Origin of the sequence: Mesorhizobium sp. M0833, from assembly GCF_040319905.1 — a bacterium.
Taxonomy (GTDB): Bacteria; Pseudomonadota; Alphaproteobacteria; order Rhizobiales; family Rhizobiaceae; genus Mesorhizobium.
Genome location: NZ_JAMYOQ010000003.1, coordinates 179,963 through 203,572 on the forward strand (window position 1 = coordinate 179,963; position 23,610 = coordinate 203,572).

Here is a 23,610-nt window from a genome sequence, read left to right on the forward strand (position 1 = left end):
CCTGCTGGCAGTAGCCGTTCGGTGGATTGGTTGCAATGTGCAGCCGAACGGAGGGAGCTTGGGCCAGATGCTAAGTCGTCAGTGGCTGGAACCGCCCGGGCGGGGATGCAGCCAGTTCCGACCAGTCGATCTCTTCCTCGAGGCGGTGGTAGGCCTCGTCGCCGATCGTTCCGTCGATGCGCAGGCGCTCCAGTGCATCGCGCTGGCTTTTGATGGCATAAAGACGCAACCTGTCATACTCGGTCGCCGCCTGGGCATCCTCCGGGTTCTCGGCGATGGCGCGCTGGGCGGCATATTGCTCGCGCACCGCCCCCGCGGCGCTCGACGTCTTGCCGCTGAGCACGTCGAGCGCAGCCTGCATGATGGCGACGCGCGCCCGCGCCACCTCCCGGTCGACCGTCTGGTCGGGCTTGAGATTGAGCACACTCAGCAACGGCTTCAGGCTGACGCCTTGCAGCACCAGCGTGCCGAGCACGACCGTGAAAGCGGCGAGCACGATCGGATCACGGCCCGGAAAGTCGGCCGGCAAGGCGAAGGCTGCCGCAAGCGTCACCAGGCCGCGCATGCCGCACCAGCCGATAAGCACGCCGCCGCGAAATGTCGGCGCGTCCTTCCGCCTGTCCTCGTCGCCCAGACGTGCCAGCGCTCTGAGGATCGCGCCGCAGCCCAGCACCCAGACGAGCCGCGATACGATGACAATGGCCAGCACCGCCAGGGCAAAGACGAACGCCTCGCTTTGTCCTTGCTCGGCAAGTCGACCGACAATCGATCGCGCTTGCAGGCCCATCAGGACGAAGGCCAGGACGTTGAGCACGAACACCGCCGTCTCCCAGACCGAGTAGGAGCTGACACGATTCCTTGCCGGCATGCGGCGCGGCGATGTACGGGCGATCGTCATGGCATAGACGACGATCGTGATGATGGCGGACAGCCCTATCCTGTCGGCCAGGATCCAGACGCCAAAGGTTGAGGCGAATTGCACCACGGTGCCGCTCGCCGGATCGTCGATACGGCCGAGTATGGCGAGAGACAACCGGCCTAGCACATAGCCTGCGGCAAGGCTGCCGACCGTCGACAGCAGGATCATTGGTATGGCACTGCTCAATAGGATGGAGCCGGCGGCTGCGGAAACCGACATTCGGTAGATCAGCAGTGCCGTCGCGTCATTGAGAAGGCTCTCGCCTTCCAGGATGGCGGTGATGCGGTGCGGTACCTTGAACTGCCCGAGCACGGCCGCCGCTGCCACCGCATCGGGCGGCGCCACAATCGCGCCAAGCGCTATGGCGGCGGCGACGGGCAGGCCTGCCATCGTCCAGCCCACCAGAGCGACCGCCACCGTGGTGAAGATGACGGCGCCAAGCGCCAGCAGGATGAGCGAAACCTTGTAGCGGTTGAGATCGCGCAGCGACGTGTCGTAGGCCGCGTCGAGCAGAACCGGCGCGATGAACAGAGCGAGCGCCAGCTCCGGGTCGATCTCGATGGTCGGGGCAAACGGCAGGAAGGCGATGCCAGCGCCGGCCAGCGCCAACAATGAAGGATAGGGAATCTGCAGACGCCGCGACAGCGCGGTCAGGACGACCGCGATGAGAAGCAGGACAAGGGTGAGTTCAAAAAGCGCCATGCCTTATCGTAGCGGTGAAGCCGGGCGATTGGCACTGCAAAAACGGCAACGGCTTTGGCTGCTCGTGAATGGTGAATGGCTGCGTGCAGAGGAATTTCGGCGCGTAAAGCGCTTGCTCACCATTCACTATTCCCTCTTCCCCTAATGCAGCACCAGCATGTCGCCCGACGAGAACGAAATCTCGGCCTTTTCGCCGACGGCTGGCGGCGGCGTGGCCGGGCTGTTGAACGTGTCGAGCGAGACCGTGCTGCCGCCGATGCCGACGCGCACCCGGATGACCGAGCCGAGGAAATGCACCTCGGCGATTTCGCCCGAAAGGCTGGAGTCGCGGCCGGGGTGGCGGCCGAGCGAAATCGCTTCCGGACGCAGTGCCAACGACAGCGTGTCGCCGGATTTCGAGCCGTTGAGTTTGCCCTTGAGCGAAACCTCTTGCGAATTGACGCGCACCTTGCCCGAAGCCGCGTCGGTGACCGTGCCTTCAAGCACGTTCAGCGTGCCGACGAAATTTGCAACGAATTTGGTTGCCGGCCGGTTGTAGATCTCGAACGGCGTGCCCACTTGCTCGGCCTTGCCGCCATACATGACAGCAATGCGGTCGGAGATCGACAGCGCCTCTTCCTGGTCGTGGGTGACGAAGATGGTGGTGATGCCGAGCTTCTTCTGGATCGAGCGGATTTCCTCGCGCAGCGACACGCGCACCTTCGCGTCGAGCGCCGACAGCGGCTCGTCGAGCAGCAACAGCTTCGGCTTCGGCGCAATTGCCCGCGCCAGCGCGATGCGCTGCTGCTGGCCGCCGGAAAGCTGGTAGGGATAGCGGTCGCCCATCTGCGGCAGCTTGATGATATCGAGCATTTCGGCAATGCGCCTGTCGGCATCGGCCTTTGGCATGCCGGCGACCTTCAGCCCGAAGCCGATATTCTGCGCCACGGTGAGGTTCGGAAACAGCGCATAGGCCTGGAACACCATGCCGACATTGCGCTGATTGGGCTTCAGCCGGGTGATGTCCTTGCCGGCCACGACGATCTTGCCGGCGGACGGCTCTTCGAAACCGGCGACCATGCGCAGCACCGTCGTCTTGCCGCAGCCCGATGGCCCAAGGAAGGAGACGAATTCGCCCGGCTCGACGTCGAGGTTGAAATCCTGCACCACGGTGATGGGGCCGAAGGATTTTCGCACATGCTGGATTGAGAGGAATGGCTCGGCCATGGCTTTTTCTTTCGGGTCAGTTCGGACGATTCGCCGATCGCGGCGCGAAACGCGACAGGATCTGGATCAGCGACATGCAGCCCCAGGTGATGGCGAAGGCGATGATGGCAAGCGCCGCCGGCTCGTAGGCTCGGTTAGCGCCGACGTTCTGCAGATAGGGTCCGAAGGCAGGCCGGTTGAGCAGGCTAGCCATGGTGAATTCGCCTATCACGATGGCGAAGGTCAGGAAGGCGCCCGACAGCACCGCGATCAGCACATTGGGCAGGATGACCCGGGTGATGATCGTGCCCCAGCCGGCGCCGAGAATCTGCGCCGCCTCGGTCAGTGTCCGCACGTCGATCGTGCGAAGTCCAGTGTCGACGGCGCGGTACATATAGGGCAGCGCCAGCGTCGCATAACCGATGACCAGCAAGGCATTGGCTCCTGTCTCGCTGCCCAGGAACGGCAGCGGTGAGTTCGAGCCATACATTCTGATGTAGCCGAAGACGATGACGATGGCGGGAATGACCAGCGGCAGCAGCGTGATGAACTCGACGACGGGCCTAAGCTGCGGCATCCGCAGGCGGATCCAATAAGCGGTAGGCACCACGATCAGCACGCCGAGAATGATGGTGAAAACAGCAGCGAGTACGGAATAGCCGAAGGTCGCCTGGAAACGGGGGTCGCCAAACACGACTTTGTACGCATCGAAGGAATAGGCGCCGCGCCGCATGCGCATGGAAAATTCCACCGTCGCGATAAGCGGAATGAAGAAGTAGGCAGCGCCCAGCGCGAAGACGACCCAGGCCCAGAAACGTCCGCTCTTCATTTAAGCCACCTTTCCGAGCGCGTCCGGAACCAGATGTAGAAGACATTGGCAAGCCCGGTGATGACGATCATACCGAAGGCAATGGCATAGCCGAGATGGGCATTGTGCAGCACGTCACCGCGGATCTGCGCGTAGAGCAGGATAGGGACGATGTTGAGCGAGGAGCCGGTCAGAGCGTAAGCGGTGGCGATGGCACCGAAGGCGTTGGCGAACAAGAGGATGACGGTGCCGAGGAAGCTTGGCCAGATCACCGGAATGACGACCATACGCCAGAACTGCGCCTGGGTCGCGCCAAGCGTTGCCGCCGCTTCGCCCCATTCCTTCTTCAGCCCGTCGATCGCTGGCACGATGATCACCACCATCAGCGGGATCTGGAAATAGACATAGGTCAGTGTCAGGCCCCAGAACGACAGAATGTTGAAACCATGGGCATAAATGTTGAAGCCGACCAAGACGTTGAGCAGCACCGTGGCGAGCCCGAGCCGGCCGAGCGTCGCGAGAAAGGCGAAGGCCAGCGGCACGCCGGCAAAATTGGAGGCCACGCCGGAGAAGGTCAGTGTCGCCGAGCGTATCCATTCCGGCAGCCCGCCGCGCACGATGGCGATGGCAATGGCAAGCCCCGCGAAAGCACCGATCAGCGACGAGGCGAGGCTGACCTTGATTGAGATCCAGTAGGCGGCAACGATCGACGGCTGCGCCAAGGCCGCTATGTTTTCGAAAGTGAATTCGCCGGCATCGTTCCGGAATGCGCCCAGCATCAGATAGAGCGTGGGCAGGATCAGGAACATGATGGCGAAGATGAAGAAAGGCGCAACGCCAAGCCATTGTGTCGGCAGCCTCGTGCTGCGGGCGTCGGCAGGAGGCGCGGTCTTCCCGGCAACAGCGTGATCGGACAACGAGATATCGGTCATGCGCCGGCTACCGTCCTGGAGGTATGCCGGGCGGCGATCTAAGCCGCCCGGCTGATCTCAAGTCTTACTTGACGTTGGCGCCGACGACGGCATCCCAGTTCTTGGTGATGGCTTCCTTGGCCTTGCCCTGCTCGTCGAGCGTCGGGAACACCGCGGCTGCATAGGACTCGGCCGGCGGCAGCTTGGCCATCACGTCAGCCGGGAGCTTGCCATTCTTGGCGAGGTCGTTGAAGCGGATCGGGTGACAATAGCCCTTCAGCCAGCCGATCTGGCCTTCGTCGGAATAGAGATATTCCAGCCATAGCTTGGCAGCATTCGGGTGTGGCGCATAGGCGCTGATCGCCTGAACATAGACGCCGGCGACGACACCGGTCTTCGGCACGACGACGTCGACCGGCGGATTGCCCTTCAGCGTATCGCGGCCGGCAAGCGCGTTATAATCCCAGGTCACCAGGATTGGCGTCTGGCCTTGGGCAAGCGTCGCGGGCTTGCCGATGACCGGCACGAAATTGCCGGCGGCGTTGAGCTTCTTGAAGAAGTCGAGACCAGCCGTGCCGGCGGCTTCGCCGGCGGCCGCACCGCTGGAAAGGCCGGCGGCATAGACGGCCTGGATGGCCTGGTTCGAAGCACGCGGGTCACCGGCGAGCGCCACGGTATTGGCAAATTCCGGCTTCAGCAGGTCGGCCCAGTCGGCCGGCGCTTCCTTGACCAGGTCCTTGTTCACCAGAAACGAAAGCACGCCGTAATAGTCGCCGGTCCAAAAGCCTTCGGCATCCTTGGCGCTGTCCGGGATCGAGTCCCAGGTTGATACTTTATAAGCCTGGATCAGGCCATCCTTCTTTGCGGTCGGGCCGAAGGACAGGCCGACGTCGATAACGTCGGGCGCCTGCGGGCCCTTGTTGTCCTTGTTGGCCTTGATCGCCTCGACCTCGTCGCCGGAGCCGGCATCGGGGTTGAGTTCGTTGATGGTGATTTCCGGGTACTTCGCCTTGAAGCCGTCGATGACGGCGCCATAGCCGCACCAGTCATGCGGCAGCGCGATGGTCGTGAGCTGGCCTTCAGCCTTGGCTGCGGCGACCAGTTCATCCATGGACTGGGCCGACGAGATGGCAGAGGTCGCCATCAGGGCGACGGCCGTAAGGGAAAGCAGTTTTCCCGTGAATTTGAACATGTGTTCTCTCCGTTGAACTGACGCCGTTGGACGCCTGCGATGCGGTATCGTTTTCGTGTGACAGCCAGATGAAAGCTCTGTGAAAGCGATGCCCTGCAGTACGAAAAAGTAAACTCTTTTTAACCGGCTGTAGCAATCGCTACGCGGCTATTTTTCCGGCTAACTAGTTTCGGCCTTGCCGTTCATCCTTTCCCCCTTTCTTCGCCTCTTTTCCAAAGTGGATTTCCAATGCGGAAGTTGTCTCAGACGGCGCCGGCGATGGCGTTTTCGAGCAGCGTCAGCGCCGCCTTCTTGGTCAGCTTGACCGGGTTGCCGCCGGCGGTCGGGTCGACCACCGCCATGTCGGCGATCAGGCCCTTGCGCTTCTTGTCCATGTCGAGCCCCTTGATCAGGCCGGGCAGCGCATGCGGCACCTTGAGCTCTTTGCGCAGCTTGATGATCGCCTTCGCAAAACCGTCGAAGCCGCCCTTGATGCCGCAATAGGCGGCGAGCCGGGCGATGCGCGGCTCGATCGCCTCGCGGTTGAAGGCCAGCACATAGGGCATGAACACGGCGTTGGTCATGCCGTGGTGGGTGTCGTAGAGCGCGCCGATCGGATGCGACAGCGAATGAATCGCGCCAAGCCCTTTCTGGAAGGCGGCGGCCCCCATGGCGGCCGCGCTCATCATGTTGGCGCGGGCGACTAGATCCTTGCCGTTGGCATAGGCTTTCGGCAGGTTTTCGAAGACCAGCCTGATGCCTTCCACCGCGATGCCGTCGGCCATCGGGTGATAGCCCGGCGCACAATAGGCTTCGAGGCAATGGGCAAGCGCATCCATGCCGGTGCCGGCGGTGATGAAACCGGGCATGCCCACCGACAGCTCCGGATCCGCAATGACGATCGCCGGCAAGAGTTTGGGATGGAAGATGACCTTTTTGGTGTGGGTCGCCTCATTGGTGATGACGCCGGCGCGACCGACCTCCGAGCCGGTGCCGGCCGTGGTCGGCACCGCGATGATCGGCGCGATCGCATCGGCATCGGCGCGCGTCCACCAGTCGCCGACATCCTCGAAATCCCAGACCGGGCGTGTCTGCCCGGCCTGGAAGGCGATCAGCTTGCCGAGGTCGAGCGCCGAGCCGCCGCCAAAGGCGATGACGCCGTCATGCTTGCCCTGCTTGAACACGGCGATGCCGGCGGTCAGGTTGGAATCGACCGGGTTCGGCTTGACCTCGGAAAACACGCCATGCGGCACCTTGGCATCGTCCAGTATTTTCAGCGTCGAAGCCACCACCGGCAGTTTGGCCAGTCCCGGGTCGGTAACGAACAGCGGCCGCTTGATGCCGGTCGCCGCCAGCACCTCCGGCAGCTCCTTGATGCGTCCGGCGCCGAAGCGGACGGTCGTCGGGTAATTCCATTTGGAAACGAGTTTTGTCATTTTTGTCTTTCGAAAAGTCAGATGGCTTCGCGCAGATGGTATGATTTCGGCCTGGTCAGATTGTCGTAGCCGATGGCCGACAGTGCCGCGCCCTTGCCGGTGTCCTTGACGCCGGTCCAGACCAGCGCCGGGTCAAGATAGTCGCAGCGGTTCATGAACACGGTGCCGGTCTCGACACGATCGCCGATCGCCGTCGCATGCTCAATGTCGCGCGTCCAGATAGAGGCCGTCAGCCCATAGGGGCTGTCGTTCATCAGCGCGATCGCTTCCTCGTCGTTGCGCACCTTCATGATGCCGACGATCGGGCCAAAGCTTTCCTCGCGCATGACGCTCATCTGGTGGTCGACCTGGGTCAGCACTTCCGGCGCCAGATAGGGGGAACCCTGGCTGTCGTTGGCCACCTTCATATTGATGTGCGCCCTGGCGCCCTTGCGCAACGCCTCGGCCTTCTGCTCGCGGATCAGGTCGGCGAAGCGCGCCTGCGCCATCGGCCCCATGGTGGTCGCCTGGTCGAGCGGATTGCCGACGACGTAGTTCCTGGTCTCGGCAATGAAGCCCTCGACGAATTCATCGTAGACCTTCTCGTGGACATAGACGCGCTCGATGCCGCAGCAGCACTGGCCGGAATTGTAGAAGGCGCCGTCGACCAGATTGGCAACGGCATGGTCCATCTTGGCGTCCGGCAGCACATAGGCCGGATCCTTGCCGCCGAGTTCGAGGCCGAGCGTCATGAAGGTGCCCGCGGCCGCCTTTTCGATGGCGCGGCCGCCGGCGACCGAGCCGGTGAAGTTGACATGGTCGATCTTGCCGGAGCCGAGCAGCCTTTCGGTCTGCGCGTGGTTCATGACAAGGTTCTGGAACAGGCCCTTGGGCAGGCCTGCTCTGTCGAACGCCTGCTGAAAACGTTCGCCGACCAGCAGCGTCTGCGCCGCGTGCTTGAGGATGACGGCGCTTCCGGCCATCAGCGCCGGGACGATGGTGTTGACGGCGGTGAGATAGGGATAATTCCAAGGCGCGATCACCATGACCACGCCGAGTGGCACCTTCTTCACATAACGGCGAAAGCCGTCCTTCGGGTTGGAGGCCATGACCGGCTTCAAGGCCGCCTCGGCGATCTCGACCATGTAGCTGACGCGTTCCCTGACGCCGCCGAACTCGCCGCCATAGCGCACCGGCCTGCCCATCTGCCAGGCGATCTCCGGCACGATCTCGCCGGTTATGGCCACCAGCGCTTCAAGCATGGCAAGCATGTATTTGCCGCGCTCGACGACTGGCGTCTGCGCCCACTTCTCCTGCGCCGCCTTGGCGCGCTCAACTGCGGCACCGATCGCCTGGTCCGTCGCCAGAGGCCGTTCGGCATAGATCGAACCGTCGACAGGGGATTTTATCTTGACCGTTTCGGTCATGCCTTGGGTCCTCGCATTCTACAATAATTATCGTTGGTCACGCCGCCCTCATCCGCCTGCCGGCACCTTTCCGCCTATAGTGACGGAGAAGGGACAAGCTCCAGCGCTGGCGACCCCCTCTCCCCGTTCTTCACGAGAGGGTAAAGGTGAGGGGCGGGCGGCGCCGACATTGCCAGCCATTCAATACCGCTCGAACCCCCTGTGCAGTTCCCAGTCCGTAATCCGGCGGTCGTACTCGAACTGTTCCCAGTGTGCCGTGTGGATGTAATGCTCCAGCACATCATCGCCGAGCGCGTGCCTCAGCATCTTCGATTCCGCCAGCGTTGCGGTGGCGTCGCGCAGTGTCTTTGGAATTTCAGGCAGCTGCGAGGCCTGGTAGGCGTCGCCGACGAAGGGCTTCTGCAGTTCAAGCTTTTCATCGATGCCGGCAAGCCCGGCCGCGATCAGTGCCGCGAAGGCGAGATAAGGATTGAGGTCGGCGCCGCCGATGCGGCATTCCATGCGGATGCCCTTGGTGCCCTCGCCGCAAAGACGGAAGCCGGCGGTGCGGTTGTCCTCGCTCCACATGATCTTGGTCGGCGCAAAGGTGCCGGCCTGGAAGCGCTTGTAGGAATTGATGTAGGGCGCCAGGAACCAGGTGAATTCCTTGGCATATTTGAGCTGGCCGGCCGCCCATTGCTGGCCGAGTGTCGACAGCGTCCACTCGGCATTTTTGTCGTAGAATAATGGCGTCTTGCCGTCGGCGCTCCACAGCGAATTATGGACGTGGCTGGAATTGCCGGCGAGCCCGTAATTGTACTTGGCCATGAACGAGATCGCCTTGCCTTCGGACTCGGCGATTTCCTTGGCGCCGTTCTTCAGGATGACGTGGCGGTCGGCCATGTCGAGCGCCTCGGCGTAGCGGACATTGATCTCTTCCTGGCCTGGCCCCCACTCGCCCTTCGAATTCTCGATCGGGATGCCGGCCGCCTCCATCTCGTTGCGCAGCCGGCGCATGACGCCTTCTTCCTTGGTGGTGATGCCGATCTGGTAGTCGCCGATGTAGGGTGATGCCGTCTCGAGGCCCTGCCAGTGCTTCTTGCGGGCGGAATCATAGGTTTCGCTGAACAGATAGAATTCGAGCTCGGATGCGAAATAGCCGATATAGCCACGTTCCTGCAGCCGCTTGACCTGCTTCTTCAGCATAGCGCGCGGCGAATGCGCCAGGTCGTCATGGGTATGGTGGTCGAGCACGTCGCAGATCACCAGCGCTGTCTTCGCCAGCCAGGGGATACGCCGCAGCGTCGCAAGGTCCGGCTTCATGACGAAATCGCCATAGCCCTTCGACCAGCTCGCCGCCTTGTAGCCGGGCACCGGTTCCATATCGATGTCGGCAGCCAGCAGGTAGTTGCAGCCATGCGTCTCGTCATGCGCGGAATCGACGAAATACCGGGCCAGGAACCGCTTTCCCGCAAGCCGTCCCTGCATGTCGACGATGCAGGCCAGCACGGTGTCGACCTCTCCGCTGGAGACCGCTTGCTTCAACTGATCGAAGGAGAAATTTCCGGCCATTCCTTTGGCACTCCAGCGCTTGTCGTTTCGGGCCTGTAAAAAAGACCACTTTGAAGATGTGGGAAGCTATGGCCGGCAAAGCGCCGGCCATAGCTGGAGGACTTGCCTCAGTGGCCGGTTTCGCCGACGGCCTGTTCCGCAGCCTTGATCGCTGCCTGGCGCGCCGCGATGATGTCGCCGAGCGGCGGGCCCTGGAAGCGGTTGCGCTCGAAGGCAAACCAGACGATCGCCGTCAGGATGAAGAAGCCGACGGTGATGTAGAGCGCCCAGTCGTTCGGCGGCTGGATGCCGATGACGAAGATCAGGAGCATCGACAGGATCGAAAGCACGCCGAACAGCATGAAAATGGCGCGCCCCATATTCCACGGCCCCATCTTGTCCCATTTCGGCGTTCCCCAGGCCAGCATGCCGAGCACGATCGGCACGGTGAAGGAGAGGAACAGGAAGATGACGGTGCACGACACGACGATGGTGTAGGCCGAGGTGCCTGCGACTGAAACCAGCGTCGAGCCCCAGACAAACAGGACGGACAGGATCGACGCCGTCCAGATCGCCGCCACCGGCGTGCGGTAGGTCGGGCTGACCTTGGCCAGTGCCGAGGAACCCGGCAGGCCGCCGTCCCGCGAGAAGGCGAAGATCATACGCGAAGCGGAGGTGACGGTGGCGAGGCCGCAAAGCAGCTGTGCCAGGAAGACGACGAGGTAGACGAACTCCTTGACGCCCGGGCTGACGCGCTGGTCGAAGGCCCAGAAGAACACGTTCCAGCCCTGCTTGGCCGCATCGTCCATGTTCGGGATCATCAGCACGAAGGCTGCGAGGAACAGATAACCGAAAACGGCCGACCAGATCACCGACATGACCATGGCGCGCGGCACGGAGCTCGCCGCCTTGATGGTCTCCTCGGAAGTATGCGCCGACGCATCGTAGCCGGTGATCGTATAGATCGGCAGCAGCAGGCCAAGCGCAAACACCCAGGCATTGGATACCGACGGCCACACACCGGCGCCGGCATCGCCGGAATAATTGTGGAAGGTGAACAACCGGCTGAAATCCCAGGTTTCGGCCGAGATCAGGCAGACGACCGCGATGAGGATCGAGCCGAAGAAGATCAGATAGCCCGAGAAGTCGGTCAGCTTGGCCGTCAGCTTGATGCCGAGGTGGTTGATCAGTGCCTGGGCGCCCGTGATGATGACCAGGAAGATCATCTGGTTGGTCAGCGTACCCTCGATGCCGAGCGCCGGTCCGAAGGCGCCGAGGAAAAACGTCCAGGTGCCGACATTGATGGCGCCGAGCACGGTGATCAGCCCGAGCAGGTTGAGCCAGGCCGTCACCCAGCCGGTGCCGCGATTGCCGAGGATCGAGCCCCAATGATAGAGGCCGCCGGCGGTCGGATAGGCCGAGCTGATCTGCGACATCGCTACAGCGAAGGTCAGCGAAACGAAACAGCCGACCAGCCAGCCAATGCCGATGCCGATGCCGCCGGAGCCGGAGGTTGCCTGCGCCAGCGAGTTGATGCCGCCGGACAGGATGCAGATGATCGAAAAGGAGACCGCGAAATTTGAAAAGCGACTGAGGCGCCGCTCCAGTTCCTGGGCATAGCCCATATTGTGGAGGACCTTTACGTCCTCCGCCTTGTCAACTTCAGTGTAGCCCGATGCTGCCATTTTTAGTCCCCTTTTGGTTTTCTTAGCTGGCCGATTGAACTGACTTTCCGACTGCGCTTGGTCTGGAGGCCTTGGCCGCCTCGGGCTCCAGATTGAGAAAAATACTCGCGAGCAGATCCGCCCATTTCCGCTGCCCGGCTGCGCCGGCGATCTCGTCGTTGCGGACTTCGATCATCGCGCAAGGCAGCCCGCGGGAGCGCGCATGGCGCTCCAGCGTGAAATAGACCCGGTCGGCCGGCGAATAGGGTTCGTTGACGCCGACGGTGACGCCGGCAAGCTGCTGTAGCGCCGCGATCAGCGGCGCCGCCAGCCGGCGGTCCTCGTCATGGATGATGCCGATGTGCCACGGCCGGCTTTTGCCTTTGTAGAGCGGCGTGAAGGAATGGATCGAGACCAGCCTGGTCTCCCGCCCGGACGCCAGGCGCTCGTCGATGATGGTTGCGATCCGCTCGTGAAACGGTCGCCACGCCAGCGCGATGCGCGCCTCCCGCTGGTCGGCCGAAAGCCCCTGATTGGCCGGGACCACGGTTTTTTCGCTGGCGCTGACCGTCACTATCAGGTCCGGCGCGTCGAGCGGCCGGTTGCAGTCGATGACGAGCCGCGAGATGCAGGTCTCGACCAGCGTCGCATCGAGTGCCTCGGCCATGCGGCGCGCCACCGGCAAGGCGCCGGGATCCCAGGCGATGTGGCGGGAAAGATCCTCGGCGGCAAGGCCGAGCGTTCCGAATTCCGGTGGCAGGAAGTTTGAGGCGTGGTCGCAGGTCAGCACGAAAGGGCTCGATCCGCCAGGGTTCGTCACCCTTACGGTTTCAGGCGATGCAAGGCTGGCGGGCCGTGCTGTCTCCATTGTCTGCTGTCCCCGGGGAGCACTGTATCGTATGTTACGTATTTTGCCTCATTGCGTCCCTGCGGATGATTTCATACAGTTTGGCCGGCTTTGTCAAACGCGATTTCAATAATGCGGTAACGGCACGGCCAGGGTGGGGGAAAACATGGTTTCCAGCATTGCCGAACTGATCTCCGACCGCATCGGCGCCATGCCGGCCGGCGAGCGGCGCGCTGCACAAACACTGATCGCCAGCTATCCGCTGATCGGGCTGAAGACGGTCGCCGAATTCTCGGCTGCCGCCGGCGTGTCGTCGCCGACGATCCTGCGTTTCGTCGCCCGGCTCGGCTTCCAGAACTATCCGGAATTCCAGTCGACGCTGCAAGACGAGCTGGCGGCGCAATTGCAGTCGCCGGCCTCGCGCACGCTCAATCCGCCATCGCAGGGCGCCAGCGCCGTCTCGCCGATGCTGGAGGCAACGCTCGACAATATGCGCGAGACATTCCGGCATCTCTCGGACAAGCAGCTTGCCGACATCGTCGCCAAGCTCGCCGACCGGCGCGGCAAGACATTCCTGATCGGCGGCCGCTTCACCGACCCGCTGGCGCGCTATATGGCGGCCCACCTTGCTATCATCAAACCCAACGTCTTCCATCTCGCCGGCCAGGAAAGTGTCTGGCGCGACCGGCTGATCGACATGGGCAAGCGAGACGTGCTGGTGATCTTCGACATCAGGCGCTATCAGGACAGCCTCGTCCGCTTTGCCGAGACCGCCAACCAGCGCGGCGTGCAGATCGTGCTGTTTACCGACCAGTGGCTGTCGCCGATCGCCCGCTTTGCCCGCCATGTCATTGCCGGGCGCACCGCCGTGCCTTCGGCCTGGGACTCATCCGCCGCCCTTTTCGTCGTTGCCGAAGCGCTGATCGGCGCCGTCACAAGGCAGCTCGAGGCCGACGGCGCCAAACGCATCCGCGAGCTGGAAAGCCTGCGGTAGCGCAGGCTTTTGGAAAGCACGCTCCTGGCCGTGCCTAGTCAACCAAAAAACTGACCATCTGCAGGATCAGGATCAGCAACAAAACGCCAAAGGCAGACGCCAAAACAGCTGCCAGCAGGACGATGCGTTGTTTCTTACCCATAGCTCCCCCGGGGAAGCATAGCTCCCGTCCACGAAGACGAATGTCAGTCCTGCCCTATCGCTCGGCCACCGTCCCACGTCATCAAGACCCGCCTGCGGCTTGGCGGAGGAGTAAGGACGACTTGCTTCACGCGCGAAATGAACCGCTGGGGCCAAGGTGCTCGCTTAGAGGGACGGCTGCATCATTCATCCGACCCATGTCACGGCCGAATGACCACCTTGCCGTTCGGGCTTAACCATTTCAGCCGCAAACCGTGCCATCGCCGCAGTCCGGATACTTTTGGCGTGGCAAGGACAATCGTAGTTCGGCTAGCCTTGTCGAGGCGAAGCCGCTCCTTGAACCATCAGTCAAACAGCGGTGAACTGCGCGGAGGAAATCGATGAGCTATCTGGACGAGCTGTTCTCAGTCGCCGGCAAGACGGCGCTGGTCACCGGCGCCGCGACCGGCATCGGCCGTATGGCGGCGACCGCTCTGGTCAAGGCCGGCGCCTCGGTGATGATCGCCTCGCGCAAGGGCGAGGATTGCGTCGGGGTTGCCGGCGAACTGAACGGCCTTGGCGCCTCCGGCCGGGCCGAGGGTTTCGCCGCTGACGTCTCCAGCGAGGCCGGCATTGCGGCGCTTGTGGCCGAGGTCAGGGCGCGGACCGAGCGGCTGCATATCCTGGTCAACAATGCCGGCATCTCTTGGGGCGCGCCGCTGGAAAGCTTTCCCTACCATGCCTGGGCCAAGGTGTTCGGCGTCAACGTCACCGCGGTTTTCCATCTGACGCGCGAATTGCTGCCTCTGCTCGAAGCCGCCGCCAGCGACGCCGACCCGGCCCGGGTGATCAATCTTGGATCGGTGATGGGCACGCAGCCGTTGGCCGAAGACGCTTACTCCTACTCGGCCTCGAAGGCCGCGGTTCACCACCTGACGCGCATCCTGGCGATCGAATTCGCCGCCCGCCGCATCACCGTCAACGCCTTTGCACCTGGCCCTTTCCGGAGCCGGATGACGGCCTTCGCCACCGGCACCGAAGACCAGGCAAGACATGTGGGCAACCATGTTCCGATCGGCCGCATCGGCGCACCGGATGACATTGCCGGCGCAACGCTCTATTTGTGCAGCCGTGCCGGCAGCTATGTCACCGGCGCCATCCTGCCGATCGATGGCGGGCAGTCGGTGCAACACGGGCTGACATTATTCAAGGAATGAGACGCACGCCATCCGGCGAGTGAAATGCCGGGGGTGAAGATGGAGGACATCAGCGTGGAACCGATCAGTCTCGATGTGCTTCTCGCCAACGTCGGCAAGGAAGTCGGCGTGTCGCCATGGCGGGTCGTCACCCAGCGCATGATCGACCAGTTCGCCGATGCCACCGACGACCATCAGTTCATCCATTGCGATCCTGAACGCGCCAGCCGCGAAACGCCGTTCGGCGGCACCATCGCGCACGGCTTCCTGTCGCTTTCGCTGTTGTCGGCGATGACCTTCGAAACCATGCCGCCGCTGGAAAACAGCAAGATGGGCGTCAATCACGGCTTCGATTCGCTGCGCTTCCTGGCGCCGGTGAAGACCGGCTCGCGCATCCGCACCCGTTTCGTGCTGGCTGACGTCAAGGTCAGGCCGTCCGGCTGGGTGCAGACGGCGCACGACGTGACGATCGAGATCGAGGGCTCGAAAAAACCGGCGCTGACCGCGCGCTGGCTGACGCTGACGCTGATCGAACGCCAACCGGAAGCGGTTTGACTGGCATCCAACGCCCGGGGACCTAAATCTGTTTGGCTTCGGCCGCGACATACTTCATATGGCGGCTGACCTGCAGCGCAATGTAGACGACCAGTGAGCAACCGATTGGAAACACGATCTCGTTGAGGCCGGTTGCGATCGCCTGCGGCAGTGCGAGAGCAGCGTCATTTGCCGCGGCCGTCTCAATCGTCAGCACCGTGATGCCGCCGCCGAATACCGCGCCTATCAGGGCGCCTGCCAGCGCGAAATGGAGCGGACGCGGTTCTTCCTTCGATGCCAGCGACGCCAGTATCCAGCCGAGCAGCCCGTATTCGATCGCCCGCAGCACACCCAGGGTCGTGAGCGACAGGATGGCCGGCTTTGCCGCCGCGTCCAGCGCGCTGACCATGACCTTTTGCGTCCCTTTGGCGATGCCCATCGCCAGTGGCGCTGAAATCGCGCTGATCAAGCCGCCGAGCGAGGCTCGCACCTTGGTGAGTGCCGTGCCGAGGCTGACGCCGGCGCAGACGAAGAACGACCAGGTCACGCCTTGCGCCAGTTCGATCAGAACCTGCGTCGTCGCGGGGTAGGCACCTGCCGCAAATCTGACGGTCAGAATGAGAGCTTCCATGGCGAAGCCAAGCGCGATCGCCAGCCATGCGACCATGACGACGCGCCTGAGCGCCATCCTGGCGCGATGGGAAAGCGGGTCCACGTCCGGCACGCCGGACGAAAGCTCAGTTCCGGTCATAACGGCCTCCCGAAACGAAATTCTTGCAGAGCCGCGAATTAGTCTTTGTCTGTAACAGTCCGATGTTGCCGGCTTTATTGCCGGGTTACATGGGTATTGCCACAGTCAAGCTTCTGCTTGGTGCCACCCTTGCCCGACGCCGTACAGCGTATATATGCTGCATCCAGCCATCAGTCATAAGGCAGTAGAAAGTTGCAGCTAAGCGTCCAGGAGCGCCGCGAAAAACAAAAGGCCGAACTGCGTTCCGAACTTGTCGACGCCGCGCACAAGCTTGTCGAGGAAGAAGGCTATGACGGCCTCACCATCCGCAAGCTCGCAGAGCGCGTTGGCTATGCGCCGATGTCGGTCTATTCCTATTTCGCCGACAAGCAGGACATCCTGTTCGCGCTGGCCGAGGATGCCTTCGAGACCTTGGCCAGGCGCATCGCAAATCATACGGCCGACGACCCGATCGAGGCGCTCGAGGCGGTGCTTGTCGAATACGCCGTCTTTGGGCTGGAAAATCCCAACGAATACCGCACCGTCTTCATGACCGAAAAAGTCAGGCCGCCAGCCGGAAAAACCTTCGCCGAAATGGAGAGCGGCAACCCAGCGATGAAAGTGCTGATCGCGAGGGTCGAAGCCTGCGTTGCCGCCGGCAGGCTCAAAGGCGATCCACGCGCCATCGCCACCATGCTGTGGGCGGTCGGCCACGGCGCCATCTCGCTGCTGATCACCTTCCCGTTCTACCCGTTCGGCGACCAGACGACGTTCATCACACGGATCGGCGACATCATGCTCGAAGCCATCGCCGCGCACGAGATTGCGCCGCTCACGCCGTCGGTCAACTGCTGAAGAGCGGCGCTCCTCCCGATCTGCAGGATCTTCTCCGAACGTTCTGCGCTGCGGCGCCGAGCGTTCGGCAATTCTCCGTACGCGTACGATTTTGCTTGAACACCGGGAGTCCAGGGCGTATCTGTACGTAGTTCCGTACACGTACGAGAAATTCAATAGCTGAACCGGAGACCGACGATGAAGAAGGCAGTCCTCACGCTCGCCGCCCTGCTGGCGCTCTCTGGCGCCGCATTTGCCGGCAGCAGTCAGCCAGCCAAGCAAGAAGCGGCCTGCATCGACACCAAGACCGGTGCTAAGCTCGATTGCGCGCCGACCGGATCGCTTGAAAAGACGGACGCCGGGGCCCACAAGGCTGGCAGCAAGGGCCCGAGGCTCGGCATCGGCATCGACCCGTGGATCGTGCCAAGCAGCTTCTGAGCCGGTCGGGCGACAATACGCGGTGATGAACCGAAAGGGCGGCAGGACTTTCCGGCCGCCGATCTTGTCTGCTTCAGCCCTGCTTTATCGCGGCGTGCAGATCACTTCTTACGCTTCTGTCCCGCCACGTTTTTACGCTTGCCGGGTCTTGCCGGTGCGCCGGGAATGGCCGTTCCGGTGATCGACACCGGATCGCTGGCCGGGAATGTATCCTCGAGGCCTTCCTCGAGTTCCTCTTCGATATCCGTCCCAGTGCGCTGCTCGTCTTCAAAAGAGCGCACGGCCGGCGTCTTGACCGGCGACTTCGGCGCGGAGTTCGGCGGCATTTGCATTCTCCCTCGGCTCGCTGTCGCAGAACGGTCAGGCGCGGCGAACATGCCTATGCTGCCGCGTCGCGCGCTGCCTCGGACAGAAAAGTAAAGACATAATCGGAAAAGGAACGCCAGCATTCGACGCGGAACGCGTCGGCCGCCGTGCGCAACAGCACAATTTCGACCTTGCCGAGAATGCTACGCGACGCCGCCCCGACCGGAAAGGCGTCGAGCGACAGATCCTGCGGGCAGCCGGCATTGATCGTCGCCGCGGCAGCCGGACCGATAACCGATATGGCGACGTTGCGGTGCGAGATGCCGACCGCCGAATGCAGTACGGAAATGCTGGCGCAGTCGGCGAGCGGATCTTTTCGGTTCTCGTCAATGACCAGCCATTCGTCCGGCCCGAGCCACAAGGCCGTGCGTCCGGCCTTTGCCGCCGAGGTTTTCGGCCTTTGCGGCAGGACGACACCGAGCGCTTTCGAAAGTGCCGCAATCGAGGCTTCCGGCGCGCGCAGCGATATGCGCTCGGCCGGCGGCAGCACGGCAAGTATAACGCCGGCGGCGGAAAGCGACTGGCCGGCGAGAGCCGGACGGCGTTCGACTGAGGGTCCGGCGGCGTTGGTTTTCACGGCGGCCTTAGCCATTGAGGCGCTCCCCCTTCTCGTCGAAGAACACCATGCCGGTGACCTCCACCTCGATCACCCCGTTCGGCATCGGCACATAGAGCGTCTCGCCCGTGCGATCGCGGCCGCCGGCGACCAGCCCCAGCGCGATCGAGCGGCCGCAATTTTGCGACCAATAGCTCGACGTGACATGGCCAATCATCTTCATCGGGATCGCCTGCTTCGGGTCCGCGACGATCTGCGCGCCCTCCTCCAGCACCACCTTGGGATCCCTGGTCTTCAGGCCGACAAGCTGCTTGCGGCCCTTGGCGACCAGATCCGGCCGCGCCATGCCGCGAATGCCGACGAAGTCGGTCTTCTTCTTGCCGACCGCCCAGTCGAGCCCGGCGTCGTTCGGCGTCACCGTGCCGTCGGTATCCTGGCCGACGATGATGTAGCCCTTTTCGGCGCGCAGCACATGCATGGACTCGGTGCCGTAAGCACAGGCGCCATGCTTCTGGCCCTCGGCCCATAGCGCTTCCCAGACTGCCTCGCCGTAATCGGCCGGCACGTTGACCTCGAAGCCGCGCTCACCGCTGAACGACATGCGAAACAGCCTGGTCGGCACGCCGCAGATCCGGCCTTCGCGCACAGACATATGCGGCAGCGCCTCATCCGACATGTCGATGCCCTCGACCAGCGGCGCAATGATGTCGCGAGACTTCGGTCCCTGCACGGCAATCACCGCCCATTGCTCGGTGATCGAGGTCAGCCAGACGTTGAGATGCGGGAACTCGGTCTGGAGATAGTCTTCCATATGGTTCATGACCCGGGGCGCACCGCCGGTCGTCGTCGTCACATGGAAACGGTCGGGTGCAAGCCTGCCGACGACACCGTCGTCATAGATGAAGCCGTCCTCGCGCAGCATGATGCCGTAACGGCAGCGGCCGGGCTCGAGCTTCTCCCATGGATTGGTGTAGAGCAGTTCCATGAATTTGGCCGCATCCGGCCCGACCACCTCGATCTTGCCTAGCGTCGAGGCGTCGAACAGGCCGGCCGTCTTGCGCACCGTGACGCATTCGCGGTCGACGGCGGCATGTATGTCCTCGCCCGGCTTCGGGAAATACCAGGCGCGCTTCCACTGACCGACATCCTCGAATACAGCGCCCTGGCGCTCGGCCCAGGGATGGATCGCCGTCTTGCGGGTCGGGTCGAACAGGGGACCCCGCGCGTGCCCGACGATCGAGCCGAATGTCACCGGCGTATACGGCGCGCGGAACGTCGTCAGCCCGACCTGCGGGATCGGCTTGCCCAACGTCTCGGCGGCAATCGCCAGGCCGTGCATGTTGGAGGTCTTGCCCTGGTCGGTCGCCATGCCATTGGTGGTGAAGCGCTTGACGTGCTCGATCGAGCGCATGCCCTCATGCACTGCCTGGCGGATGTCCTTGGCGGTGACGTCGTTCTGGAAGTCGACGAACGCCTTCACCGTCGTGTCGGCGCCGGCACCGGGTGCTGCACCCAGCATGCCGCGCGACCAGCTTTCGCCGGCGTCGACCTTCGGCTTGGTGCCCTTGGCCGGCCTGCTGCCGGCATCTTTGGCCGCCTTGGCGCCGGCGGCGTAAGCTTCGTCGATGGTGGCCGACAGCCCGTCGGTGCCGTTGCAGGCGCCGACCGAGACGCAGTCCTGCGCATAAATTCCGGGCACAAAGCGCTTGGTCTCGTCGTTGAAGGCGACCTTGCCGCGTGATTGCGAGAACAGGTGCACCGACGGCGTCCAGCCGGCCGACATCAGGATCGCGTCCACCGGAATGGTGCGCTCGCCGCCGCCGTTCTTCGGCTGCACGGTCATCGACGACACCCGCAATTTGCCGCCGGCCCGGATCACCGCGCGACCGAAATTGACCTCGATGCCGAGCGCCCTCGCCTCGTCGATCACCGGCCCGGTCGGGTTGTCGCGCAGATCGACGATCGCCGCCACGTTGATGCCGGCCTTCTTCAGATCGATCGCCGCCGCGTAGGCGGAATCGTTCGCCGTATAGACGCCGACATTCCTGCCGACGGCGACGCCGTAATGGTTGAGATAGGTGCGCGCCGCCGACGCCAGCATGATGCCGGGGCGGTCGTTGTCGGCAAACACCATGTGGCGCTCGATGGCGCCGGTCGCCAGCACCACGCGTTTGGCGCGAACCTGCCACAGCCGCTCGCGCGGCACGTCGCGGCCGGGGTTCTGCAGATGGTCGCTGACGCGCTCGACCAGCCCGACGAAATTCTGCGCGTAATAGCCGAACGCCGTGGTGCGCGGCAGCACGCGCACATTGTCCATCGACTTCAACTTGGCGACGGCGGACTGCGCCCAGGCAAAACCATCCTGGCCATCGATCCTGGCGCCGCTCTCGAAATGAAGGCTGCCGCCGAATTCCGCCTGCTCGTCGGCAAGGATGACAAGCGCCCCGGTTTCAGCCGCGGCCAATGCCGCGGCGATACCCGCGGCACCGCCGCCCAGCACCAGCACATCGCAGTGGGCGAAGCGCGCCGAATAATGGTCGGGGTCCGGCTGGTCGGGAGCGACGCCAAGGCCGGCGGCGGCCCTAATCTTTGGTTCGTAGAGGTTTTTCCACGCAGTCTTCGGCCACATGAACGTCTTGTAGTAGAAGCCGGCCGAAAGCATCGGCGAGGCAATACTGCTGACCGCGCCGATGTCGAAGGCGAGCGACGGCCAGCGGTTCTGTGACTGCGCGGTCAGCCCGTCATAGAGCTCCTGCACCGTAGCTCGGACGTTCGGCGTCTTGCGTGCCGCGTCGCGTTTGATCTCGACCAGCGCGTTCGGCTCTTCGGCGCCGGCCGACAGAAAGCCGCGCGGCCGGTGGTACTTGAACGACCGGCCGACAAGATGGACGCCATTGGCAAGCAGCGCCGAGGCCAGCGTGTCGCCCTCGATACCGGTATAGGGACGGCCATCGAAGCTGAAGCCAGCTATCTTTGCCTGTTTGAGCCGTCCGGCGCCGGCAATGCGGAATGTCGCGCTCATTTGGTGGCTCCCGGCAGCTTTACGGGCTTCGGCTCGCCGGCCTTGTAGGTCATCAGGAACCTGTCGCTGACGGTGTCGCGCACGGCGTTGAAGAACCGCGCGCAGCCGTGCATGTGCCGCCAGCGCTCATAGATGATGCCCTTGGGATTTGAGCGGATGAAGAAGAACTTTTCGAAATCGTCGTCGCTCTCGCCGGCGATGTTTGGGGAACGCGCAATATGCGCCTCGCCGGCGTTGCGGAATTCGAGCTCCGGACGCTCTTCCTCGCAATAGGGGCAGCGGATGAGAAGCATGGTTGGTCCTACAATTCGCCGTGGCCGACGCGGGCGCCGGCCGGTTGGTCGCAAAGCCTCTGGCCCAAGGTCAAGAAGGGCGCGACCAGCCGGATGCGCTCCTCGATGCTTGCCGCAGGGCTGAAGAGGTCGCGGTTGGCCATGTTGCCGATCGTCAGCAGGACCGGATCGACCGTGACGATGACGACGCGCGGCTCGAACGGCTCGTCGTTGTCCAGATCCGCCGGCCGGCCTTCAAGAAACGAGACGACCCTTTGTCCGCCGCTCCAGACGCAGGCCAGAATGCCGTCGTCGACCGAAAACGGCCATTCGGTCTCGTTTTCGGCGCGGCTGATCGGCTGCGTGCGCACCTCGTCCGGCGACGGAAAATGGAACAGGCCTTGCTCGCCGGCGAGCATCAGCGGCATGGCGACGGCCATCTCGGTCATCATCAGTGCGCCACCGCTGCCGCCGCCGCCTCGTCGATGAGGCGGCCGGTGCGGAAGCGCTCGATGGTGAAGGGCGCGTTGATCGGGTGCGGATCGTCCCTGGCGATGGTATGGGCAAAGACATGGCCCGAACCCGGCGTCGCCTTGAAACCGCCCGTGCCCCAGCCGCAATTGACATAGAGGCCGGGCACCGGCGTCTTGGCCAGGATCGGCGAACGGTCCGGCGTCACGTCGACGATGCCGCCCCATGAGCGCAGCATCTTCATCCGGGTGAAGATCGGGAACATCTCGCAGATCGCATCGAGCGTATGTTGCAAAATGTGCAGCCCGCCGGTCTGCGAATAGGAGACATACTGGTCGGTGCCGGCGCCGATTACCAGTTCGCCCTTGTCGGATTGCGAGATATAGGCATGCACCGTGTTCGACATCACCACACAAGGCACCACCGGCTTGACCGGCTCCGACACCAGCGCCTGCAGCGGATAGCTTTCCAGCGGCATACGCACGCCGGCCATGTTCATGATCACCGAGGAGTGGCCGGCGGCGACCACGCCGACCTTCCTGGCGCCGATGAAGCCGTGCGTCGTCTCGACGCCTGTGACCGCACCGTTCGGCGCCCGCTTGACGCCGGTGACCTCGCAATTCTGGATGATGTGGACGCCGCGCGCCGAGGCGCCGCGCGCATAGCCCCAGGCGACCGCATCGTGACGCGCCGTGCCGCCACGGCGCTGCAGGGAGGCGCCCATCACCCGATAGCGCGCATTGCGTGAAATGTTGAGCGGCGGGCAGAATTCCTTCGCCTGCTCCGGCGTCAGCCATTCATTGTCGATGCCGTTCAGCCGGTTGGCATGGACGTGGCGCTTCAGCACCTGGATGTCGTGGATGTTATGGGCGAGCATCATGACGCCGCGCGGCGAATACATGACGTTGTAGTTGAGCTCCTGGCTGAGCCCGTCCCACAGCTTCAGCGCATGGTCGTAGATGCCGGCGCTCTCGTCGTAGAGATAGTTCGAGCGGATGATGGTGGTGTTGCGGCCGGTATTGCCGCCGCCGAGCCAGCCTTTTTCCAATACCGCGACGTTGGTGATGCCGTGCACGGTGGCGAGATAATAGGCGGTGGCCAGGCCGTGGCCGCCGGCGCCGACGATGATGACGTCGTACTCCTTCTTCGGCTCCGGCGAGGACCACTGCTCCTCCCAGCCCTTATGGCCGCGCATGGCCTCGCGGGCGATGGCGAATACCGAGTATTTCTTCAACGTCGCAGGCCTCACAAATGGCGGCCGGGCAGATCAGCCAACCCCGGCGCGCGAGCTTGTATCACTAGCGAAACGGCGCTGCCAGCCTTGCACTGTTTGCGACGGCGCTTGCCGTTTTGCGCCGTGGTGGAAAGAGGCATGCGACGTGATGGAGCGATCAAACCACATCTGAAGCACCTTGCACGTATCGGGTGGCTCGCGCCGCCCCGATTTGCGACCAAGCATCCCGATTGCCGGCAAGGGCCGGCGCGAAAAGGATGCAGG

General features: G+C 63.3%; 22 protein-coding genes. 5 read left to right on the forward strand and 17 right to left on the reverse strand.

Annotated elements, in window-relative coordinates; genetic code table 11:
• Positions 1 to 70: 70 nt before the first annotated feature.
• The 10 genes from NKH98_RS04905 to NKH98_RS04950 all read right to left on the reverse strand — a co-directional run bounded on the left by NKH98_RS04905 (position 71) and on the right by NKH98_RS04950 (position 12,600).
• Complete coding sequence (locus tag NKH98_RS04905) at positions 71 to 1,621, reverse strand: cation:proton antiporter (protein WP_352802138.1); 1,551 nt, start codon at positions 1,619 to 1,621, stop codon at positions 71 to 73.
• Positions 1,622 to 1,762: 141 nt separating this feature from the next.
• Complete coding sequence (locus NKH98_RS04910; protein WP_352896944.1) at positions 1,763 to 2,827, reverse strand: ABC transporter ATP-binding protein; 1,065 nt, start codon at positions 2,825 to 2,827, stop codon at positions 1,763 to 1,765.
• Positions 2,828 to 2,843: 16 nt separating this feature from the next.
• Entirely contained in the window at positions 2,844 to 3,635 is a 792-nt protein-coding gene (locus tag NKH98_RS04915; protein ID WP_352478173.1) for an ABC transporter permease, read from the reverse strand.
• Positions 3,632 to 4,546, reverse strand: a complete 915-nt coding sequence (locus NKH98_RS04920; protein WP_352896946.1) for an ABC transporter permease — start codon at positions 4,544 to 4,546, stop codon at positions 3,632 to 3,634. Before NKH98_RS04920 ends, NKH98_RS04915 begins: the two co-directional genes overlap by 4 nt.
• A 64-nt stretch (positions 4,547 to 4,610) precedes the next feature.
• Complete coding sequence (locus tag NKH98_RS04925; RefSeq protein ID WP_254816895.1) at positions 4,611 to 5,717, reverse strand: ABC transporter substrate-binding protein; 1,107 nt, start codon at positions 5,715 to 5,717, stop codon at positions 4,611 to 4,613.
• 242 nt (positions 5,718 to 5,959) lie between these two features.
• Positions 5,960 to 7,132: an iron-containing alcohol dehydrogenase gene (locus NKH98_RS04930; RefSeq protein ID WP_352478171.1), complete on the reverse strand. Its 1,173-nt coding sequence runs from the start codon at positions 7,130 to 7,132 to the stop codon at positions 5,960 to 5,962.
• Between the two features lie 17 nt (positions 7,133 to 7,149).
• Positions 7,150 to 8,538: an aldehyde dehydrogenase family protein gene (locus tag NKH98_RS04935; protein WP_352896948.1), complete on the reverse strand. Its 1,389-nt coding sequence runs from the start codon at positions 8,536 to 8,538 to the stop codon at positions 7,150 to 7,152.
• A 180-nt stretch (positions 8,539 to 8,718) separates the two neighbouring features.
• Entirely contained in the window at positions 8,719 to 10,089 is a 1,371-nt protein-coding gene (locus tag NKH98_RS04940) for a glutamine synthetase family protein (RefSeq protein WP_352896950.1), read from the reverse strand.
• A 107-nt stretch (positions 10,090 to 10,196) separates the two neighbouring features.
• Positions 10,197 to 11,753: an amino acid permease gene (locus tag NKH98_RS04945; protein ID WP_254816891.1), complete on the reverse strand. Its 1,557-nt coding sequence runs from the start codon at positions 11,751 to 11,753 to the stop codon at positions 10,197 to 10,199.
• Between the two features lie 22 nt (positions 11,754 to 11,775).
• The gene (locus tag NKH98_RS04950; protein WP_352896952.1) at positions 11,776 to 12,600 is read right to left on the reverse strand and encodes an N-formylglutamate amidohydrolase; all 825 of its coding nucleotides are present in this window, start codon (positions 12,598 to 12,600) and stop codon (positions 11,776 to 11,778) included.
• A gap of 145 nt (positions 12,601 to 12,745) precedes the next feature.
• Between NKH98_RS04950 and NKH98_RS04955 the strand changes: the two genes are divergently transcribed.
• From NKH98_RS04955 to NKH98_RS04965, 3 genes are all read left to right on the forward strand, one after another.
• Positions 12,746 to 13,573 (forward strand): MurR/RpiR family transcriptional regulator, encoded by an 828-nt coding sequence (locus tag NKH98_RS04955; protein WP_254816889.1) that lies wholly within the window; start codon positions 12,746 to 12,748, stop codon positions 13,571 to 13,573.
• A 521-nt stretch (positions 13,574 to 14,094) separates the two neighbouring features.
• Positions 14,095 to 14,910, forward strand: coding sequence for an SDR family oxidoreductase (locus NKH98_RS04960; RefSeq protein WP_352896953.1), 816 nt, complete (start codon positions 14,095 to 14,097; stop codon positions 14,908 to 14,910).
• 39 nt (positions 14,911 to 14,949) lie between these two features.
• The gene (locus NKH98_RS04965; RefSeq protein WP_031211357.1) at positions 14,950 to 15,444 is read left to right on the forward strand and encodes a MaoC family dehydratase; all 495 of its coding nucleotides are present in this window, start codon (positions 14,950 to 14,952) and stop codon (positions 15,442 to 15,444) included.
• Positions 15,445 to 15,466: 22 nt separating this feature from the next.
• On the opposite strand, the gene NKH98_RS04970 is transcribed toward NKH98_RS04965, so the two are convergent.
• Complete coding sequence (locus NKH98_RS04970; protein ID WP_352896954.1) at positions 15,467 to 16,174, reverse strand: hypothetical protein; 708 nt, start codon at positions 16,172 to 16,174, stop codon at positions 15,467 to 15,469.
• A gap of 192 nt (positions 16,175 to 16,366) precedes the next feature.
• Here NKH98_RS04970 and NKH98_RS04975 point away from each other — a divergent pair, with 192 nt between their 5' ends.
• Both NKH98_RS04975 and NKH98_RS04980 read left to right on the forward strand, forming a co-directional pair.
• Positions 16,367 to 17,008, forward strand: a complete 642-nt coding sequence (locus tag NKH98_RS04975; RefSeq protein WP_352896955.1) for a TetR/AcrR family transcriptional regulator — start codon at positions 16,367 to 16,369, stop codon at positions 17,006 to 17,008.
• 177 nt (positions 17,009 to 17,185) lie between these two features.
• On the forward strand, positions 17,186 to 17,425 hold the full coding sequence (locus NKH98_RS04980) for a DUF680 domain-containing protein (protein WP_352896957.1): 240 nt from the start codon (positions 17,186 to 17,188) through the stop codon (positions 17,423 to 17,425).
• A gap of 101 nt (positions 17,426 to 17,526) precedes the next feature.
• Here the strand turns inward: NKH98_RS04980 and NKH98_RS04985 are convergent, their stop codons facing one another.
• The 6 genes from NKH98_RS04985 to NKH98_RS05010 are packed head-to-tail and all read right to left on the reverse strand — an operon-like array spanning position 17,527 to position 23,346.
• Positions 17,527 to 17,751, reverse strand: coding sequence for a hypothetical protein (locus NKH98_RS04985; RefSeq protein WP_352506379.1), 225 nt, complete (start codon positions 17,749 to 17,751; stop codon positions 17,527 to 17,529).
• A gap of 53 nt (positions 17,752 to 17,804) precedes the next feature.
• The gene (locus NKH98_RS04990; RefSeq protein WP_352896959.1) at positions 17,805 to 18,383 is read right to left on the reverse strand and encodes a sarcosine oxidase subunit gamma; all 579 of its coding nucleotides are present in this window, start codon (positions 18,381 to 18,383) and stop codon (positions 17,805 to 17,807) included.
• Positions 18,376 to 21,369, reverse strand: coding sequence for a sarcosine oxidase subunit alpha (locus tag NKH98_RS04995; RefSeq protein WP_352896961.1), 2,994 nt, complete (start codon positions 21,367 to 21,369; stop codon positions 18,376 to 18,378). Before NKH98_RS04995 ends, NKH98_RS04990 begins: the two co-directional genes overlap by 8 nt.
• Positions 21,366 to 21,662: a sarcosine oxidase subunit delta gene (locus tag NKH98_RS05000; protein WP_254816882.1), complete on the reverse strand. Its 297-nt coding sequence runs from the start codon at positions 21,660 to 21,662 to the stop codon at positions 21,366 to 21,368. The genes NKH98_RS04995 and NKH98_RS05000 overlap by 4 nt, the downstream gene beginning before the upstream one ends.
• Before the next feature lie 8 nt (positions 21,663 to 21,670).
• The gene (locus NKH98_RS05005; protein WP_352896963.1) at positions 21,671 to 22,093 is read right to left on the reverse strand and encodes a hypothetical protein; all 423 of its coding nucleotides are present in this window, start codon (positions 22,091 to 22,093) and stop codon (positions 21,671 to 21,673) included.
• Positions 22,093 to 23,346, reverse strand: coding sequence for a sarcosine oxidase subunit beta (locus NKH98_RS05010; RefSeq protein ID WP_352896965.1), 1,254 nt, complete (start codon positions 23,344 to 23,346; stop codon positions 22,093 to 22,095). Before NKH98_RS05010 ends, NKH98_RS05005 begins: the two co-directional genes overlap by 1 nt.
• Positions 23,347 to 23,610 lie beyond the last annotated feature (264 nt).

What these genes read in the sequence shown, in the direction of transcription:
- NKH98_RS04965 (WP_031211357.1), top strand. Translation starts at nt 14,950, where the DNA reads ATGGAGGACATCAGCGTGGAACCGATCAGTCTCGATGTGCTTCTCGCC.
- NKH98_RS04980 (WP_352896957.1), top strand. Translation starts at nt 17,186, where the DNA reads ATGAAGAAGGCAGTCCTCACGCTCGCCGCCCTGCTGGCGCTCTCTGGC.
- NKH98_RS04945 (WP_254816891.1), bottom strand. Translation starts at nt 11,753, where the DNA reads ATGGCAGCATCGGGCTACACTGAAGTTGACAAGGCGGAGGACGTAAAG.
- NKH98_RS04970 (WP_352896954.1), bottom strand. Translation starts at nt 16,174, where the DNA reads ATGACCGGAACTGAGCTTTCGTCCGGCGTGCCGGACGTGGACCCGCTT.
- NKH98_RS04950 (WP_352896952.1), bottom strand. Translation starts at nt 12,600, where the DNA reads ATGGAGACAGCACGGCCCGCCAGCCTTGCATCGCCTGAAACCGTAAGG.
- NKH98_RS04935 (WP_352896948.1), bottom strand. Translation starts at nt 8,538, where the DNA reads ATGACCGAAACGGTCAAGATAAAATCCCCTGTCGACGGTTCGATCTAT.
- NKH98_RS04990 (WP_352896959.1), bottom strand. Translation starts at nt 18,383, where the DNA reads ATGGCTAAGGCCGCCGTGAAAACCAACGCCGCCGGACCCTCAGTCGAA.
- NKH98_RS04920 (WP_352896946.1), bottom strand. Translation starts at nt 4,546, where the DNA reads ATGACCGATATCTCGTTGTCCGATCACGCTGTTGCCGGGAAGACCGCG.
- NKH98_RS04940 (WP_352896950.1), bottom strand. Translation starts at nt 10,089, where the DNA reads ATGGCCGGAAATTTCTCCTTCGATCAGTTGAAGCAAGCGGTCTCCAGC.
- NKH98_RS04910 (WP_352896944.1), bottom strand. Translation starts at nt 2,827, where the DNA reads ATGGCCGAGCCATTCCTCTCAATCCAGCATGTGCGAAAATCCTTCGGC.
- NKH98_RS04985 (WP_352506379.1), bottom strand. Translation starts at nt 17,751, where the DNA reads ATGCCGCCGAACTCCGCGCCGAAGTCGCCGGTCAAGACGCCGGCCGTG.
- NKH98_RS04925 (WP_254816895.1), bottom strand. Translation starts at nt 5,717, where the DNA reads ATGTTCAAATTCACGGGAAAACTGCTTTCCCTTACGGCCGTCGCCCTG.
- NKH98_RS04960 (WP_352896953.1), top strand. Translation starts at nt 14,095, where the DNA reads ATGAGCTATCTGGACGAGCTGTTCTCAGTCGCCGGCAAGACGGCGCTG.
- NKH98_RS05000 (WP_254816882.1), bottom strand. Translation starts at nt 21,662, where the DNA reads ATGCTTCTCATCCGCTGCCCCTATTGCGAGGAAGAGCGTCCGGAGCTC.
- NKH98_RS04905 (WP_352802138.1), bottom strand. Translation starts at nt 1,621, where the DNA reads ATGGCGCTTTTTGAACTCACCCTTGTCCTGCTTCTCATCGCGGTCGTC.
- NKH98_RS04915 (WP_352478173.1), bottom strand. Translation starts at nt 3,635, where the DNA reads ATGAAGAGCGGACGTTTCTGGGCCTGGGTCGTCTTCGCGCTGGGCGCT.
- NKH98_RS04995 (WP_352896961.1), bottom strand. Translation starts at nt 21,369, where the DNA reads ATGAGCGCGACATTCCGCATTGCCGGCGCCGGACGGCTCAAACAGGCA.
- NKH98_RS04955 (WP_254816889.1), top strand. Translation starts at nt 12,746, where the DNA reads ATGGTTTCCAGCATTGCCGAACTGATCTCCGACCGCATCGGCGCCATG.
- NKH98_RS05005 (WP_352896963.1), bottom strand. Translation starts at nt 22,093, where the DNA reads ATGATGACCGAGATGGCCGTCGCCATGCCGCTGATGCTCGCCGGCGAG.
- NKH98_RS04930 (WP_352478171.1), bottom strand. Translation starts at nt 7,132, where the DNA reads ATGACAAAACTCGTTTCCAAATGGAATTACCCGACGACCGTCCGCTTC.